The organism is Pedobacter vanadiisoli, from assembly GCF_042684385.1.
Lineage (GTDB): Bacteria > Bacteroidota > Bacteroidia > Sphingobacteriales > Sphingobacteriaceae > Pedobacter > Pedobacter vanadiisoli.
Genome location: NZ_JBHULL010000009.1, coordinates 313301 through 328754, shown reverse-complemented (window position 1 = coordinate 328754; position 15454 = coordinate 313301). Strand labels below are relative to the sequence as shown.

The 15454-nt window shown below is 36.8% G+C and carries 11 protein-coding genes; 1 reads left to right on the top strand and 10 read right to left on the bottom strand.

What is annotated here, in order from left to right; genetic code table 11:
- Positions 1–43: 43 nt before the first annotated feature.
- Positions 44–2635 carry a hypothetical protein gene (locus ACFSR6_RS12615; RefSeq protein WP_379079400.1) on the top strand — a complete coding sequence of 864 codons (2592 nt, stop codon included), beginning with the start codon at positions 44–46 and terminating at the stop codon, positions 2633–2635.
- Between the two features lie 653 nt (positions 2636–3288).
- Here ACFSR6_RS12615 and ACFSR6_RS12610 read toward each other — a convergent pair.
- From ACFSR6_RS12610 to ACFSR6_RS12565, 10 genes are all read right to left on the bottom strand, one after another.
- Complete coding sequence (locus tag ACFSR6_RS12610) at positions 3289–4128, bottom strand: OmpA/MotB family protein (protein WP_379079397.1); 840 nt, start codon at positions 4126–4128, stop codon at positions 3289–3291.
- A gap of 108 nt (positions 4129–4236) precedes the next feature.
- Positions 4237–4899 (bottom strand): DUF2461 domain-containing protein, encoded by a 663-nt coding sequence (locus ACFSR6_RS12605; RefSeq protein ID WP_379079394.1) that lies wholly within the window; start codon positions 4897–4899, stop codon positions 4237–4239.
- A gap of 258 nt (positions 4900–5157) precedes the next feature.
- Positions 5158–5553, bottom strand: a complete 396-nt coding sequence (locus ACFSR6_RS12600; RefSeq protein ID WP_343523412.1) for a DUF983 domain-containing protein — start codon at positions 5551–5553, stop codon at positions 5158–5160.
- Between the two features lie 4 nt (positions 5554–5557).
- Positions 5558–5830 (bottom strand): hypothetical protein, encoded by a 273-nt coding sequence (locus ACFSR6_RS12595; protein ID WP_379079391.1) that lies wholly within the window; start codon positions 5828–5830, stop codon positions 5558–5560.
- 488 nt (positions 5831–6318) lie between these two features.
- Positions 6319–7128: a DUF4302 domain-containing protein gene (locus ACFSR6_RS12590; protein ID WP_379079388.1), complete on the bottom strand. Its 810-nt coding sequence runs from the start codon at positions 7126–7128 to the stop codon at positions 6319–6321.
- Positions 7129–7138: 10 nt separating this feature from the next.
- Complete coding sequence (locus ACFSR6_RS12585; protein WP_379079386.1) at positions 7139–8032, bottom strand: zinc-binding metallopeptidase; 894 nt, start codon at positions 8030–8032, stop codon at positions 7139–7141.
- A gap of 2 nt (positions 8033–8034) precedes the next feature.
- Entirely contained in the window at positions 8035–9618 is a 1584-nt protein-coding gene (locus ACFSR6_RS12580; RefSeq protein ID WP_379079383.1) for a RagB/SusD family nutrient uptake outer membrane protein, read from the bottom strand.
- A 14-nt stretch (positions 9619–9632) separates the two neighbouring features.
- Complete coding sequence (locus ACFSR6_RS12575) at positions 9633–13202, bottom strand: SusC/RagA family TonB-linked outer membrane protein (RefSeq protein WP_379079380.1); 3570 nt, start codon at positions 13200–13202, stop codon at positions 9633–9635.
- A 345-nt stretch (positions 13203–13547) separates the two neighbouring features.
- On the bottom strand, positions 13548–14708 hold the full coding sequence (locus ACFSR6_RS12570) for a FecR family protein (RefSeq protein WP_379079377.1): 1161 nt from the start codon (positions 14706–14708) through the stop codon (positions 13548–13550).
- Positions 14709–14769: 61 nt separating this feature from the next.
- Entirely contained in the window at positions 14770–15369 is a 600-nt protein-coding gene (locus ACFSR6_RS12565) for an RNA polymerase sigma-70 factor (protein WP_379079374.1), read from the bottom strand.
- Positions 15370–15454: the final 85 nt, after the last annotated feature.

Here is a 15454-nt window from a genome sequence, read left to right as displayed (position 1 = left end):
AAATTATGATGACATTAGCGGTAGTCATCCCATCTGTTAATTAATGAATGCTAACGATCTCCTTATCGAACTCAGGAAATTTGTCCTCATAAAATCTGGTTTGAGAAATATCGACCCAGCTCATTGTAAAATTATTTCTGAATATGTATTTCAAGAAACCAAAAACTATGTAAGTGAAACAACCATTAAGCGATTCTTTGGCTTTGCGAATACACTACATAAATTTTCCTTATTTACTTTAAACAGCTTATCGCAGTATATAGGCTATAACGACTGGGATTCATTCTGTAAAGACAAGGAAAATCAGACTACCTCCGTTCAAAGTATCTGGCAGGATTTAAAACTAAAAGCACATGCCATCACAGAGGTATCGTTAATTGCCCAAAAAAATAATTCTGGCGTTCCATTTAATGCTACGGCCAACAGAAGTTTTTTTTATCCTGATTTTGATTATTTCTTAAAAAACAATTACCTGTTTACAACCATAAGTGCTCAACCTGGCCAGGGAAAATCGATACTGCTTGCACATATGGTAGAGTATTTTTTCTTATCGGAAAACGCGCTTTATAAAAACGACATTGTTTTAATGGTTAATTCTACCAGCATTAATACCATTATTCAAAACGGAGATACTTTAAAAGACTGGTTTTTAAAAGAATTTAAATTCGGGAGCCTTTCCGAGCTGATCAGTTTTTTTAAAAAAAATCCAGAAAAGAGAGAAGGTCGTTTCATCATTATTGTTGATGGAATTGATGAACACTTAGGAAGAAGCAGTTATTTTAAGATGTTTATCGATTTCTTATATAGCATTGAAGAAAACAACTTTGTTAAGCTTGTATTTGGCCTCAGAACAAATAGTTGGATCAATCTTCAGCCTGCTATTTATGGTTCCGCATCTCTAACTAAAGCCTGGTATACGGGCTTATTTTATGATCAGGAAACCCTAAGTAATGTGCCGTCGTTAAATGCCGATGAGGTACTTTACACCTTAAGCCATGTAGAAAACAAAATCATCAACCGCACCGATGTAAGCGTGCCCCTGTTATCTCAGTTTAAAACACCATTTTGGCTACAGGTTTATTTTAAGCTTAAGGAAGAGAACCACCACCTTGAACTGAGCAATCCTTTGTTATGTTACGAATTAATTAGCTATTTTTTAGAGAAACGCGTGTTTTTGGCAAAAAAGAGTACCGAAAAAGTATTTCTCCTTAAAAAAATTAGCGATTGCATCTCAGAAGGGAATAAGAAATTAAGGGTTTCCAAAGAAAAAATCTTAAGCTATATCAATTGTTATCCCGATGCATACGAAGAACTTTTACAAGTAGGGATCATCATCGAAGAAAAAAGGTTAAGTACAACCATTCCTACTGAAATTGTCCGTTTTCTAAATGATGATATTTATACCTATTTCCTATTTATACAGATCACTGATAAATTTGATTATAAGCCTTGTAAATCATTTTTCGAACATATTTTAAGCAATTTCCCTGGTCAAACCTCTCTGAGAAACCATATACTCAACTGGGCAATCAGGTTCTGTATCACCCGGAACGAAATTGCGGCCCTAAAAAACATTTACAGGTTACCGTTTACCAACAGTGAAAAAAACAATGCTTTTGATTTTATCTGTTATGTGTCTAAGTACGAACTTAGTAAACCTAATTCAAACTTCAATAAGTTAAGCGTTGGTATCGATTTTATCGACATTGTAGCTACAGGACGAACCATGAGCGACCTGTATAAGGAAACCATCAAAACCATTTCGGAGAATGTACTGAATGAAGACATTCAGATCATGCTGCATGTAATTGAATGTAACGTTAATCTAATTGATGTAGATAAAATAGCTTTAGCCAATACCATGCAGCTGTTAAAGCGGAATTACAAAAGATTAAACGAACTTTTCCCCATCAATCCTTATGATTTAATTCTTTACTTCTACAATAACCTCGTTAATAAACCCAACGAGAGCAAAACCCTCGAAGAGAAAATAGTAAAGCTTTGCCAGGAGATAGACCAGAGTAAACCACAAAAAAATGAAGAGATCACTTCTGCTGAAATACTCTCTTACCGGTTAGTACTGATCACCTTATTTTCGCAAAAAAGCTATGCAGAATGCCATCGCTTTATCATGGCCATTTTAAGTAAGTATCCTAATATTTTTTATGTAAGATATTCTGTTTTTTCTCCTTTTTTATTGCTGCATTTAGGCCAAACTTACATCAAGCTCAACTATTTTAAAAAAGCACAGCGCATTATACAATTCGTTGATAAAATCATCAGCAGCGATTATACCTATTATACCAATTTTATATTGGCCAGCTTTAGTGTACTTAAAGCCAACTTTTACAATGCCACCAATAATTATGAACAGGCACTTATAGAAACGAATAACGGACTGGCTATTACGGCCAGGAATAACTTTAAGATATTCGAGATTGCCCTGTTATTAAATAAGATTGAAACCTTAAAGCATACCGAAGAATCGGAAGAAGTATCGAACGTAATTAAAGAACTGCTAAACTTTTTAACGGTGCATAAGCTCTCTATGCCGGATTATACTAACCTGAGCAGTCATGAGTTCGAACATACCTTTAAGATTTTAAAATCTTATCGCCGGCACCAAAACTTATAAGAAGCCAGCATCAACAATTTAACCACAGATAAACAAGAATTTTATATCTGTGTACGCCCTATTTATCTGTGGTTAAATTGTGCTGAATTGAAGGCTTAACTTAACAACCTTAGGGCGCCCTTCAACTGCCCACCTTGCAACGGGCGGGAGGCTAAAAATGCCAAACGCGCAGATCCGATCATTTCCAGTTAATGATAAAATGTTTTTCTTTTTAATAAATCAAGGGACAATGTTTCATAGCGGCTGTTGTTCTGACAGGACGAACTGTGATAATAAGTTAAAAGCCATTCACCTTGTTCTTATGAAAACAAAATATTCGTCTTACCGGGACGACTCCTGTGTAGCCAATTGTACAATTGGCGTTTCGTTCCGTCGGAACGTTTGGATAATTAGCCTTTGATATCTGTACCAGCCAAGCCACCTAAACCAGATTGAGCGGAATAGCCCAGAGCGCAGCGAGGACTATAAGCGAAAGCGGGACTGCATACTGCCAAGAACCACAGACCAGTCATTTTCTAATCCTATTCTGACCGGTGAGGCACCAATCAATGTTTTTTTATAGTATGTGAGGACACAAACCACGGCGACGGGAATAATTTGGGGTGCTTTGCCTGTTCAAAAGCGAGACACCCCTCCTTATTATGTAAGTATTGTTATTTAATCAGATTATAAAGCTCATCCAGCTTTGGCGAAAGTACAATTTCGATTCTTCTGTTTTTGCTCCTGCCGTCGGCATTTGCATTGGTACTCAGTGGCTGGAATTCGCCTTTACCAGTAGCTGTCATCCTTACGCTCTCTACTTTCTCATTCTCAGTTAAATAACGCACTACAGAAGTTGCCCTGAGCACACTTAAATCCCAGTTGTCTTTTATCTGTCCTAAATTATTTATTTTCTGGTTGTCGGTATGTCCTTCAACCGCAATATTGATTTCGGGCTGCTGTTTTAATACATTCGCCAACTGCGCTAAAGCCTGTTTTCCTTTTTCATCAATAATGATACTGCCCGAAGGAAATAAGAGCTTATCTGTTAACGAAACGTACACTTTACCGTTTTTAATTTCTACGGTTAAGCCGCTTTTGGTAAAGCCCAATAAAGCCTGCTGAAGTTTCTCCTTCAATGCATTGGTGGCTTCGTCCCGTTTGCGCAATACTTCTTCTACTTCTTTCAAACGCTTTTCGCGTGCAGCCAGATCGCCTGATAATTTGGTGATTTCTGTTGACGAGTTGCTCTTAAGCTTTTTGTAGTTCGCATCAACGGTGTTATAGCTGTTCTGCAGATCGCGCAGTTCTTCGGCCATTAAAGTGGTATCCTTTTTCAGTTTTGCCACTTCTTTTTCGAGGTTTTCTATTTTGATCTGACTTTCGTTAAAGGCAGTATAAAGTGAATCTTTGGTTCCCAATAAAGCTTTGTACTTTTTTGGCGATAATACCACACAGGAAGTGAGCGAAGAAATAAAGAGGAGAATGGCAAAGGCAAGAAAGGTATTTTTCATTTTTTGTTCAAGGGTTAGGAATTGGATATTTATATCGAGCAGCAAGTATTAAAGTTACCAGTTTGTGAATTGCTTTTTAGTTATTGAAAACTGACAACTGTGAATTGATTACTGCTCAATCGCATTTCGTAAAAATGCAACTAAAGGCTGAACTGTTTTAAAAGAATTTATCAACTTATTAACGAGGTTCGGTTTAAAAAATTCTTCATCATCTATTTTTGTGATGGCTTCGAAGCTTTTCAGTTTTAAAAACTCGATGTTTGGATCTTCAGGATCATAACCTTTCGGGGCGTTTTTAAGCGAATTATCAAAGCCTAGTTTAAAGTTTTTCTTAAAATCCTTTGCATTGATAATTTCTTTAAAATCGCCTATATTATAATCAATTTCCTGCCGGATGAGTTTTAAATGTGGCGCTTCCGGCATCCAGTATCCGCCGGCAATAAAGCTTTTACCCGGTTGGATATGCAGGTAATAACCAGGCTCATTTCCTCCTTTGCTTTTTGCAGAAAACCAGATACCGAAGTTGTTTTTATAGGGATCTTTATTCTTACTGAAACGCACATCGCGGTAAATGCGCAACAGGCTTTTTTTTGGGTCAGCTTCTGCCGAAAGTAATGGGTCTACCTTTGCTAATTCAGGAATTAGCTTGGCTACCAGTGCCAATACATCGGCTTTTGCTCCTTCATATACATCTTTGTTAGCGGCAAACCATTCGCGGTTGTTATTCTCCGCCACATCTTTTATAAATTTTAAGGTTTCTTTTTTTAACATACAGTTTTATGGTTAACTGATCATTGGTTCATTCGTCATTAGTTCATTGGTTAGCGCAGTGCTTAGATATTGCTATTGTCGAATTGCTTAATTGTAAACTGCCAACTAAAAACTGTATACTGGTTAATTGTTTACCTTTCAGCTACTCTCAACTCCAAACGCCCACTCAAAATTTAATAATGGCTCACTGATCATTGGTTAATTCTCGCTAATCGCCAAACCAATAGTTAACCGATTTATACAGTTTAAACAGTTAACCTATTTATCGTAATACGGCTTATACTTAATATTTGGCGATAAAACATGGAGCAATATGATCCTCGAATATCGGTAATTAAAGGGATACAGGACAAAACAGCCTGTAAAAATTACGATGAGGTAATGCCAGAAAGTGGCGTCGGTAAGTGGTCCGAAAATGAGATAGGTGATCAAGCTGGCTAGCAGCATTTCGATCACATTCATGGCATAACTTACATACATGGCTGCATAAAAATAACCTGGTTCTATTTCTATACGTTGCGCACAATGCCCACAGATTTCTTTGGTATGCTGAATATTCCAGCCATACATACTGCCTGTAAAGATATCTCCCCTGCGACAATGCGGGCATTTGCAATGCACAATGGCATAAAGCTTTGACGTTTGCCCCCGCATACGTTTAATTTAGATTAATAGGTTCTTTACGCATGTTGAGGTGGATATTTTTCTTACGGTATTTTTTATACCACACTACCCCAACAATAATGGCCATTAAATAAGGAACAGATAAAAGATAAAGAACACCCGTATTTAAGCCTGCGGTTTGTGTATTGCCATTTTTAACACCCTGCTCGGCATTAATGCTGCACATGGCACATTGTGCATTAACATTTGGGGCCAGCGCAAAAGTAAATACCAATAGCAACAGGATAAAAAATACTTTTTTCTTCATGATGTACAAATATATGAATAAACGACCGGAGGGGTTTAAAAATTATGTCATAAAAAAACCGCCTTATCGGGCGGTTTTAAATTTAGAGATTTTTAATTATTTAAGTGTTTCGGTTCCTTACTTAATTGTTTCTCCCACCATATAAAAGCAGTCAATAAAATTATATTGATAATACTAAAAATATATGAACCTGATAAAATCCACATGAACAGGTTTAAAGTGATTAACAAGCTTGGTGAGATATAAAACTTTCTTGCTTTTTTATAATTGAAAGAATAATCGATCAGGCCTATAACCAAAACAATAATACCCAAGATACTGCTGATTAACTTAACCCGTAAAGAATATACTTTTTGATTAAGCAACATATAGAAGAGGTGGTTTAAAATAAAAACCAGGTAGCCTAACATTTGTTTATAAAGCATAAAGACATATAAAAAATACAAGCCCCCGAATATCTCGGGGGCTTCGTTAGAGATGTTAATTTATTATAAAATAACCAATTTCAAGCTTTCATCAGCATTGGCATAATAACCCTTTGTGTAAGTAGCTGTTGCCGCCTTAAAGGTTAGCTGTTTAAATGTTATGCCATCAACGGTATATTGCTGGAAACCATCAACGCCTGTATCTGTTGGCCTGAATGAATAGTTAATGCTTCCTGCCATTAAACCGTTATACGTTCCCCACGATAAAGCAGTAGTTTTAGTCGCTGTTACAAAACGGAAAGAATTTGCATTGTAAAAGCGGTTAAAAGAAGTCCTGTAATTAGCAATTAAAGCCGGTACACTTGCTGCATCTCCCGGTACTGGTACCATAACCAGGGTTGTGTTTCTTTTTCTGCCTTTTAAGATAACGGAATCAGCATTGGCTTTTACTACCAGAAACTCTATATCACCTCCTAAACCGGTATCAGAAGCCCCCCAGTTGCTAAGTACGCCAGGCAGGGCAAAGTAATCCAGAACAGAGTTATAGGTATCAAAAGTTAATACCGGGCCTGCACCAGGATATACTTTATAAGAGCTGGTAATATTCCCGGTTGTATAATCAGCCTGCATATTTACATCGGTAGCAGAGGTAAAATTCACAAATAAATTCACCCCTCCGTATGGTGCATTAGCACCTGGAAAATATTGAAAAATCCAACCATTAGGTTTACTTCTTAAAATATTTTGCGCATTAGCCACTGCCGCGTTTAATCGCACCGTTGGACTTTCGTCAAAAACCCTGTCTTTTTTCTTATCGCATGCAGCTAAAAACAGAAAACAGATGATTGTTAACAGATAATAATTTCTTTTCATAATATATAGATTATAATGAAGTTTGATTAAAATTAGGCAGATTGGCAATACGAGCCTGGATATTTGCCCTTAATACATCCATATCAATATTCCACACCGTTAGCATGTAATTTTTCACCAATATCAACTTATTGTTGATAATTGTTCTACCTGCGGCAGTACTTCCGGTGGCGTTTAACCTGGCATCCCACTGGGTGGCCGACAAGGTTACGTAAAAAGAATACAGTTCTGCAAAGTCTTCTTTATCCGAACTACTTGCATACGGCGAAATAAAGCCTGCTGCGATTGCTGCGCCATCATTAGCCCAAGCAGAAACCCAAAGATCATCTACATAAGAAGTTCCGGAAATTGTTCTAAAGCTACTTGGAAAATCGGTAGTTTGGTTTAAGATATGCTGAAACTCATGATGAATGGTATGAAAATAACTGTCGGTTAAAAAGTTTGCATTAACCCCACTGGTGGCATTCAACCTGTTCACTTCATAAAGTGTAATCTTTCTGGCACCTTCTGCCGTACCTAATATCCTGGTACCATTATTTCTGTAAGCTGCTTCACCGATATAGTTGATCAGTTTTGGAAAATAGCCTTTAATAAAAGATTTTCCTCCTGTTATATCATCATATGGCTCAAAACCCAGGTATTTTAACAACTTGGTCATTCTTATCGAGCTGTCATAATTCGCAGGGACCAGATTATAGTTCTGATCAGATTCTTTATCTACATATTTATATAGAACATCAATATTATAATCCAATACTAAATTATTGTAGATATAATTATCTAATGCATTTTTTTCGATTTTCGAATCAACAAAAACACTATTTGGATCCAACTTTTCCTTTTTGCAGCCGTTTAATACTAATGTTCCTGCCAAAAGAAATAAATAAATTTTATTAAATTTCATGTCTATCTTGGATTAGGGGTTAAACCAGAAGTGATTACATCTTGTGGCAATTGTATTGCTCTTCTATTATCTCTTACTACTAATGTATTGCTGCTAACCGGGCCTGGTGCACCGGCAACAATCGTACGTCTTGTAACTTCTATACCATAACGTTTAACATCAAACCAGCGTAAACCAGTAAGTAAGGTTTCTATTCTTCTATAATACAATACCGCCTGAAGCATATTTTCTTGTGTACCTGCTTCAATATTAAATTCAGCATTGAACTTTTTTCTTGGTGTTGAAGCTGTTGGAGTTGAATAGGCAAATGATGTAGCCCATGCATCAACCCTGGCCTGTGTTACAGCTAAAGATGAAGTAAAAGTATTACCTACGAAAAGATTAATATCAGCTAAGGCTGCAGTATAATTTTTCAATTGAATATAAGCTTCAGCACGGGTAAGTAAAGCTTCTTCTAAGGTAAAAGGCGTAAAAACACTATGTGTATAGCCAATACCTGCAACCGGATCGGTATACTCAAATTGATAAGAAACATGAGGTAGTAATACTTTATCTAAATTTGCACCTGAATAGGTGTAGCTCCGAACACGGTAACCAGGAGCACCAGAATAAGTTCCATGAGGGGTATTTCTTATTAAAATTGATTCATTACCTGCAATGTAAGCACCATGAGAATACCTGCTACCCGTATAATAATTACCAAAATTTGCTGCGGCGGATGACACGGGTGTACTGATCAGAAAATTTGCCTTTATACTACTTGAGTTGTATTCTCTTGTTGTATTGGCAAAGTTGGCACTAAAAGTAGCGATGTATGCATAATCCCTTAAATAGGTAGAAGGCGAATTGTTGAATGAAGCTGTAGCGTAGCTTATTGCTTTAGCCCAATCGCCTTTGTAAAGAAATAACCTTGCTGCGAAAGCATTTGCTGCCGATTTGTTAAAGTGATATTTAGCAACATTTGAGTTTGAATAAGCAGCATCATTTATCAACGGAATACCCTCTTCCAAATCTTTAATCATGAGGTCGTAAACTTCTGCTACAGTATTGCGTTGATATTTAGGATCAAGCGTAGATTCTGGCTTGGTCATATAAGTTATACCTAAATCTGTTGCCGATTTTGATGGGGAATAATGTTGTGCAAACATATTTACCAATATAAAATGGCCATATGCCCGGGCCACTAAGGCTTCGCCCCTTTGTGGCGATAAATTTGCCGGGTTACCTTGCTCACTAATAGCGTTAAGGGCAGCATTGGCACTGGCTATTGCACTGTAGCAACCGCTCCATACCCTATCAATACCATCGTTATTTGTTTCAGTGATATCTTGCCAATTAAATGCTTGCGTAGAAAACCTATCATAGTATGGGTTTGATTCACCATAATCATCAACATTATCTGAAGATAACTCAGACACCAACACATAGGAGTTTGCAGGGTAGGCCGATACCAGCATTTTTGCTATTTTTTCGGTATTATTAAGCTCTGCCCTGTTATCTGGCAATTCATCCAGGTATTTCTTACAAGAAGAAAAACCGGAAATAATAATTGCACTAAATGCGAGAAATAAATATTTATTTTTCATTGTAAGTTTCATTGTTAAAATCCAACTCTTAAGGTTAAAGTATATTGTTTGGCTAATGGCAATGCTACACCACCTGCATTTACAAATTCAGGATCCTGACCATTCAGATTTTTATCTGCATAGATTAACCATAAATTGGTAGCATTTAAACGTAACGAAGCGGCATTAAGACCAATTCTCGACAATAATTTCTTGTTGAAATCGTAAGAAAGCGAAATATCTTTTAAACGAACGAAATCTCCTTTTGCAATATTTGCTGATGAATAATTATAAGAGTTGTAAGCAATACTATAATTACTGTTATTTCTAATATATCTGGTATCCAAGATAACAGGAATATTTGTTCTTAACTCATCTCCAGGAACAGTCCATGCATCGTAAAATTCTCTGGTACTGGCATCAAGATCGGTATAACCCGTTTTGAAAGCCGGATTCAAGCGCACTACATTACCGAAAGAGTAAGTAACAAAAACGTTTAGCTTAAATGCTTTATAGCCAAAGATGTTTCCTAAACTTCCTAAATGAGTAGGTTCGGTAGTTCCTTCGTATTTTAGGAAGTCTACCTTATCTCTATTTTGTAGATATACTCCTGTAACAGTTTCGCTGCCATCGCTGTTGGTGAAAATTGGTAATCCATCATTTTGTAACCTAACAAATGGTATCGAGAATAAAGAACGGGCCGGATAGCCTTGTAAGCCATATCCTGTACCTGTAATCAAATCAATAACACGGGCATTATTTTCAGAATTAGTTACTTCATTCTGGTTGTGCGTATAGATAAAATTCGCGGTCCAAGAGAAATCATTCTTTTTAAGTATTGTACCGGCTACACTAACCTCAATACCACTTGATTTCATGTCAGCTACGTTACCATACTTCGTAATTTCGCCACCCAATCCTTGCGTATTGATAATACCAATCAAATCAAAATTATTCCTTTTATACCAGTCTACATCAACTGCTAATCTGTTTTTAAACAAGCTAAAGCTGGTACCAAGGTTTAACTCATGTTTTTTCTCAAATGTAAGTTGAGAGTTTTCTAAAGTGCTAATTTCTAAACCTGTTTCCCTATCAGCAGCAGTTGGTCTCCAAGGAGTGTAGCTGCTGTAGATTGCCTTCGAGTTCGTTACATAACTCGGACCTCTATCGGCTGATAAACCATATGAACCTTTGAATGATAGGCTCGAAAATGGCGTATTTAAACCCTGAAAGAATTTTTCCTCCATCACATTCCACAAGCCGGATACACTCCAGGTTGGTAACCATCTGGCTGAGGTAGACCTACCTAACCTGTTACTTCCTTCATATCTTCCGGTTGCTTTAATGGTATATTTTTGATTGTAAGTATAGGCTGCTTCACCGAAGAAGGCAACTTCTTTACTTCTGGTATTACCTACACTATAATAATTGGTGTTTTCTTCTGAAGCTCTTTTAAATACACGATAGTCTGTAAACGGAATTTCACCTAAATCATATTGTAATCCCCAGCCCCTAAAGAAATTGTTATTTCGGTAAATTTCACTTAAAGTAGATCCACCAACAATATCAATATTATGCTTATCGGCAAAAGTTTCGTTATATTGAGTAATAAAACGGAAATCGTTACTGGTAAGTTTATTATCTACGCGATTGTAAATACCTCCTGACGGTAAAATTGAAACCGGAACAGCATATAAGATACTTGGATCTGTATACAGATATGGGTTGTTATCTCTGATGATCGTAGTTCCCATTGCCCGGTATGCTTGTGCCTGGTTGGAGCTGTCTTTAATATAATGTTGTTGTGATGTTTGGTTATACCTTGTTGAGGCAAGAAAACTGAAGTTTAATGTTTTCAGCGCTTTCCAACTCAATTCTCCTTGAAACTTAACATCAGCCACATTAACATCCATATAATTGTTATCTAACTCATGTAAGATATTAAATGGAGCATAGTTTCTGGTGTAAAAAGTATTTGCATCTAATGTTCTAGATGTATTTAAGGCATAGGAATATGGGTTAATATCAAAATTACGGCCTACTGTTCCAAAAACCACATCGGTAGATTGGCCTAGTGTTCCTGGGGCCCTTTGATCTCTATATGATCCGTTTGATAGGAGCGTTAATTTTAAATTATCACGCAGGTTATAGGTGGCATTAAAATTTGCCGTATATCTTTTTACCTTGCTTTGCTTAGTCCATCCAGGGTCATAAATGGCACTTAAAGACGAATAGTACTGTGCTTTTTCTGTTCCGGACGACATACTAATGGAGTGATTTTGCATAATGCTATTGTTAAATAGCAAATCAAACCAATCTGTATTTCTGTATTCTGCCTCCCGTAAATAAGCGTTTTTAGCGGCTTCAGTATTTTGTAATTGACCAGAATTGATGAGTTGATACATTTTTCCATACACACCACTGTTTGAAGCATTGGATACGCTTGAATTGTTTAACCAGCCTCTTTGCTCTAACATTTGATAAACCCCCATTTGTTCCTGAGAGTTCATGATGTTAAAATTATCATAGGAGAACTTTGAGCGTGTGGTAAGTTCTGACACGTAACTAAAGCTATTTACGCCCACTCTACCTCTTTTGGTGGTAATTACAATTACCCCCCCTTTTCCTTTTGCACCATAAATTGATGTTGCAGCGCCATCTTTTAAGATTTGGAAACTTTCAATATCATTTGCGTTTAACCCCCCAACAGCTGAACTAATCAGCGTTAGCGCATCTCCGGATGACAAATCATCAGAACTGATATCAGCAACATCTTCCAGAATTACACCATCTACAACCCAAAGCGGTTTTGAACTTCCGTAAATAGAACTCGATCCCCGAATTCTGATTTTTGGAGCAGTACCAAATGTACCTGTTGTATTTTGAACGGTTACACCGGCAACACGACCGTCAAGCATCCTGCTCGGATCAGGCAAACCGCCAATTTCAGCATCCGATACTTTTACATTTGAAGTAGCACCTGTAAAGGTTCTTTTATCTACTTTGGTTCCCATACCAGTAACCACAACCTCATTTAACTCAGCAGCATCTTCTTCTAAGGTGACATTTATACTTGTCCTGCCGTTTAAGGGTATTTCAACTGTTTTATAACCAATGTAGGTAAAAACAAGGACAGCCCGCTCATTTACACTGATCGTATAGTCGCCAGTAGAGTTTGTTGAAACTCCATTTGCAGCACCTTTTTCTTTCACACTTACTCCAGGAAGCTCGTTACCTTTCTTGTCTCTTACTTTACCGGTTACTTTTACCGCTGCAAAGTAATCGATGACCTTATCGAACAAAGATTTTTCCTTAGGTTTAATGAGAACTGTTTTGTCCTCTATTGTATAGGTCAAATCCATTCCAGAGATAATTTTTCCCATCACTTCCTCAATGGTAGCATTGGTAAAATCGGCATTGATGGTTGTGGTACTTTTAATTCTGTTTGTTGATAATAATACATCGTAACCAGACTGTTGCCTGATTTCCCTGAACATTTTCTCTAATGTTACATTCTTCTCCTTTAATGTAACCAGCTGGCCAAATGAAGCTGCACTTACCTGCATTAACGAGGCAAGCAAAATGACCGTAATTAACTTCATCATTAATAGCAATTTAGGTATGTAGCGGCGATGCGTACATAAAATTCCAATATAAATTTTGTACATTTATTAGTCTGTTTTTTTGCGAACGCATTTATGTTTAAGCGCTAAAAAGCGATTCGCGGTTAATCCAAGAAATAATTAATTAATTGGTTCTGGCGTACCAGAACGAATGAACAGATGAACAAAAAGGGGTGTTGGAAGCACTCCTTTTTTGTTGCTTCAATTCTTGATAAGGCTAGATACTTTGTCGAGATTTCTTCATAGTTTTGATTAAGTTGATTAGTTGATTAATTTTAGGTTCTTTTATTTAAAGACAAAGGTTAGTTACTCCCCTGTCCGCTCATTTTATTCTTTATAAACTATAATTTTATTACCCTTTATATCGAAACGAACCTTACCGGTTTGTTCCAGTTTGGTTAAAACTTTCGATATTTTCTCGAAACGGCTTACCGTTCCGTAGTATATTACATTTTTTGCCTGCGGATCGGCATATTCTACTTCCACATTATACCAGCGGGCCAATTTGCGTAAAATACTTACGTGTTTTTCGTTGTTAAATTTGAAATAACCATCTTTCCAGGCAATGGCTTCATCAACATCGGCTTCTTTTATTTCAATACCCGAGGCAGATACAATAGATTGATCGCCTGGTTTCAATATTTCAGTTTCATTGGTACTTTTATGCAGTACACGAACACTTCCTTCTAAAAGGGTGGTTTTGGTTACAATTTCATCGTAATAACTATTGATATTGAAATGAGTACCCAATACCTCAACCAATTGTTTATCCGTTTCAACAACGAAAGGTCGCGCACTATCTTTAGCTACTTCAAAATAGGCTTCACCATCAAGTTTAACCAGCCGCTGCTTTGCCTTACCAATGTTTAAACTGTATTGCATGGATGAAGCGGCGTTTAGCCATACTTTCGTTCCATCCGGTAAACGAATCTGCCACTGACCACCATTAGGGGTTGCGATGGTATTTACCCTTGTATCGTCAATATTTTCGGATTCATCAATATTATACACCAGTTGGCCATCTGCCGTTTTAGTGATCGAGAAACCCGCCTCCTTGGCAACATTACCGGTTAAAGCATCAGAAAGCGAAATTTTTTTCCCATCTGCCAAAGTTAAAACAGCTTTATTTTTACCCGGAGCCACATCAGTTGCAAAAACATGCTCTTTCTTTTTCTGTAAAGAAATATAAGCCGTAAATGAAAACACAATAAAAACAACTGCAGCCGCTGCCCACTTTAACCTATTCATTAAAATCCGTTTAGGCGACCGTGCCGGTTTATCTACCGTTAGAATTTTATTCAGAACCCTATTCCACTTTTCATCAACAATATCAGTGGCATGCTCCTCTTCAGCGATAATCATTTTCACAATTTCGTCCGAAAGCAATGAATTATTGTCGACAGCCAAAGCTAAAAGTTCTTCTCTTTCAGCTTGACTTAGTTTCTTAGCTGTAAACTGTTGTAATAAATAATGTATACGTTCCTCCATAAAGATTCTGATATTAAGAAGCGGTAAAAGAAAATTAGGACTATCGGGATTTCACTTTTTTTTATTTTATTTTAAAAAAGAAGCAAATAATTGGGAAAAAGAATACAATCCCATGTTGGTCCAGATGTATGCGTATTGATTTTAACGCAATTACAAGGGCATTTTTAACGGTATTGGGTGAAATATTTAATATTTCGGCAATTTCGGGTATGGTTTTACCGTCACGCCTACTTAATTGATATATATTTCTGCGCTGATCAGGTAATTTTTCGACCGCAATAGCTATAATTTTAGTTACTTCGTTTAAGTTAATCGTTTCGATGGTATTGTTATGGCTATCTTGTTGCTTGGCTGTAAATGCATCTACAACTCTATCTTCCTTTAATTTTTTACGAAGGTAACTTAAGCACTCATTGGAAACATATTTATATAGATAAGCTTTTACATTATCTACTTCAGCCAGTTTATCGCGGTTTAACCATACCCTCAAAAAAGCATCCTGAATAATTTCTTCGGCGGCATCGTCGGATTTTGTAAATTTTGCGGCAAATAATTGGAGTACGGGCAGGTATTTGAAGAACAGTACTGAAAAAGCCTGTTCATCACCCTCTACTATCTTATCAATCAGGGCCCGTTCTTTATCCATATTACTTACTGTCATAAGTTAGTTCATCATAACCGCCATGTATTTCATTTTCTGAATTTATCAGATAGATAACAGAGATGGAAAACTAAAACTATTTAGT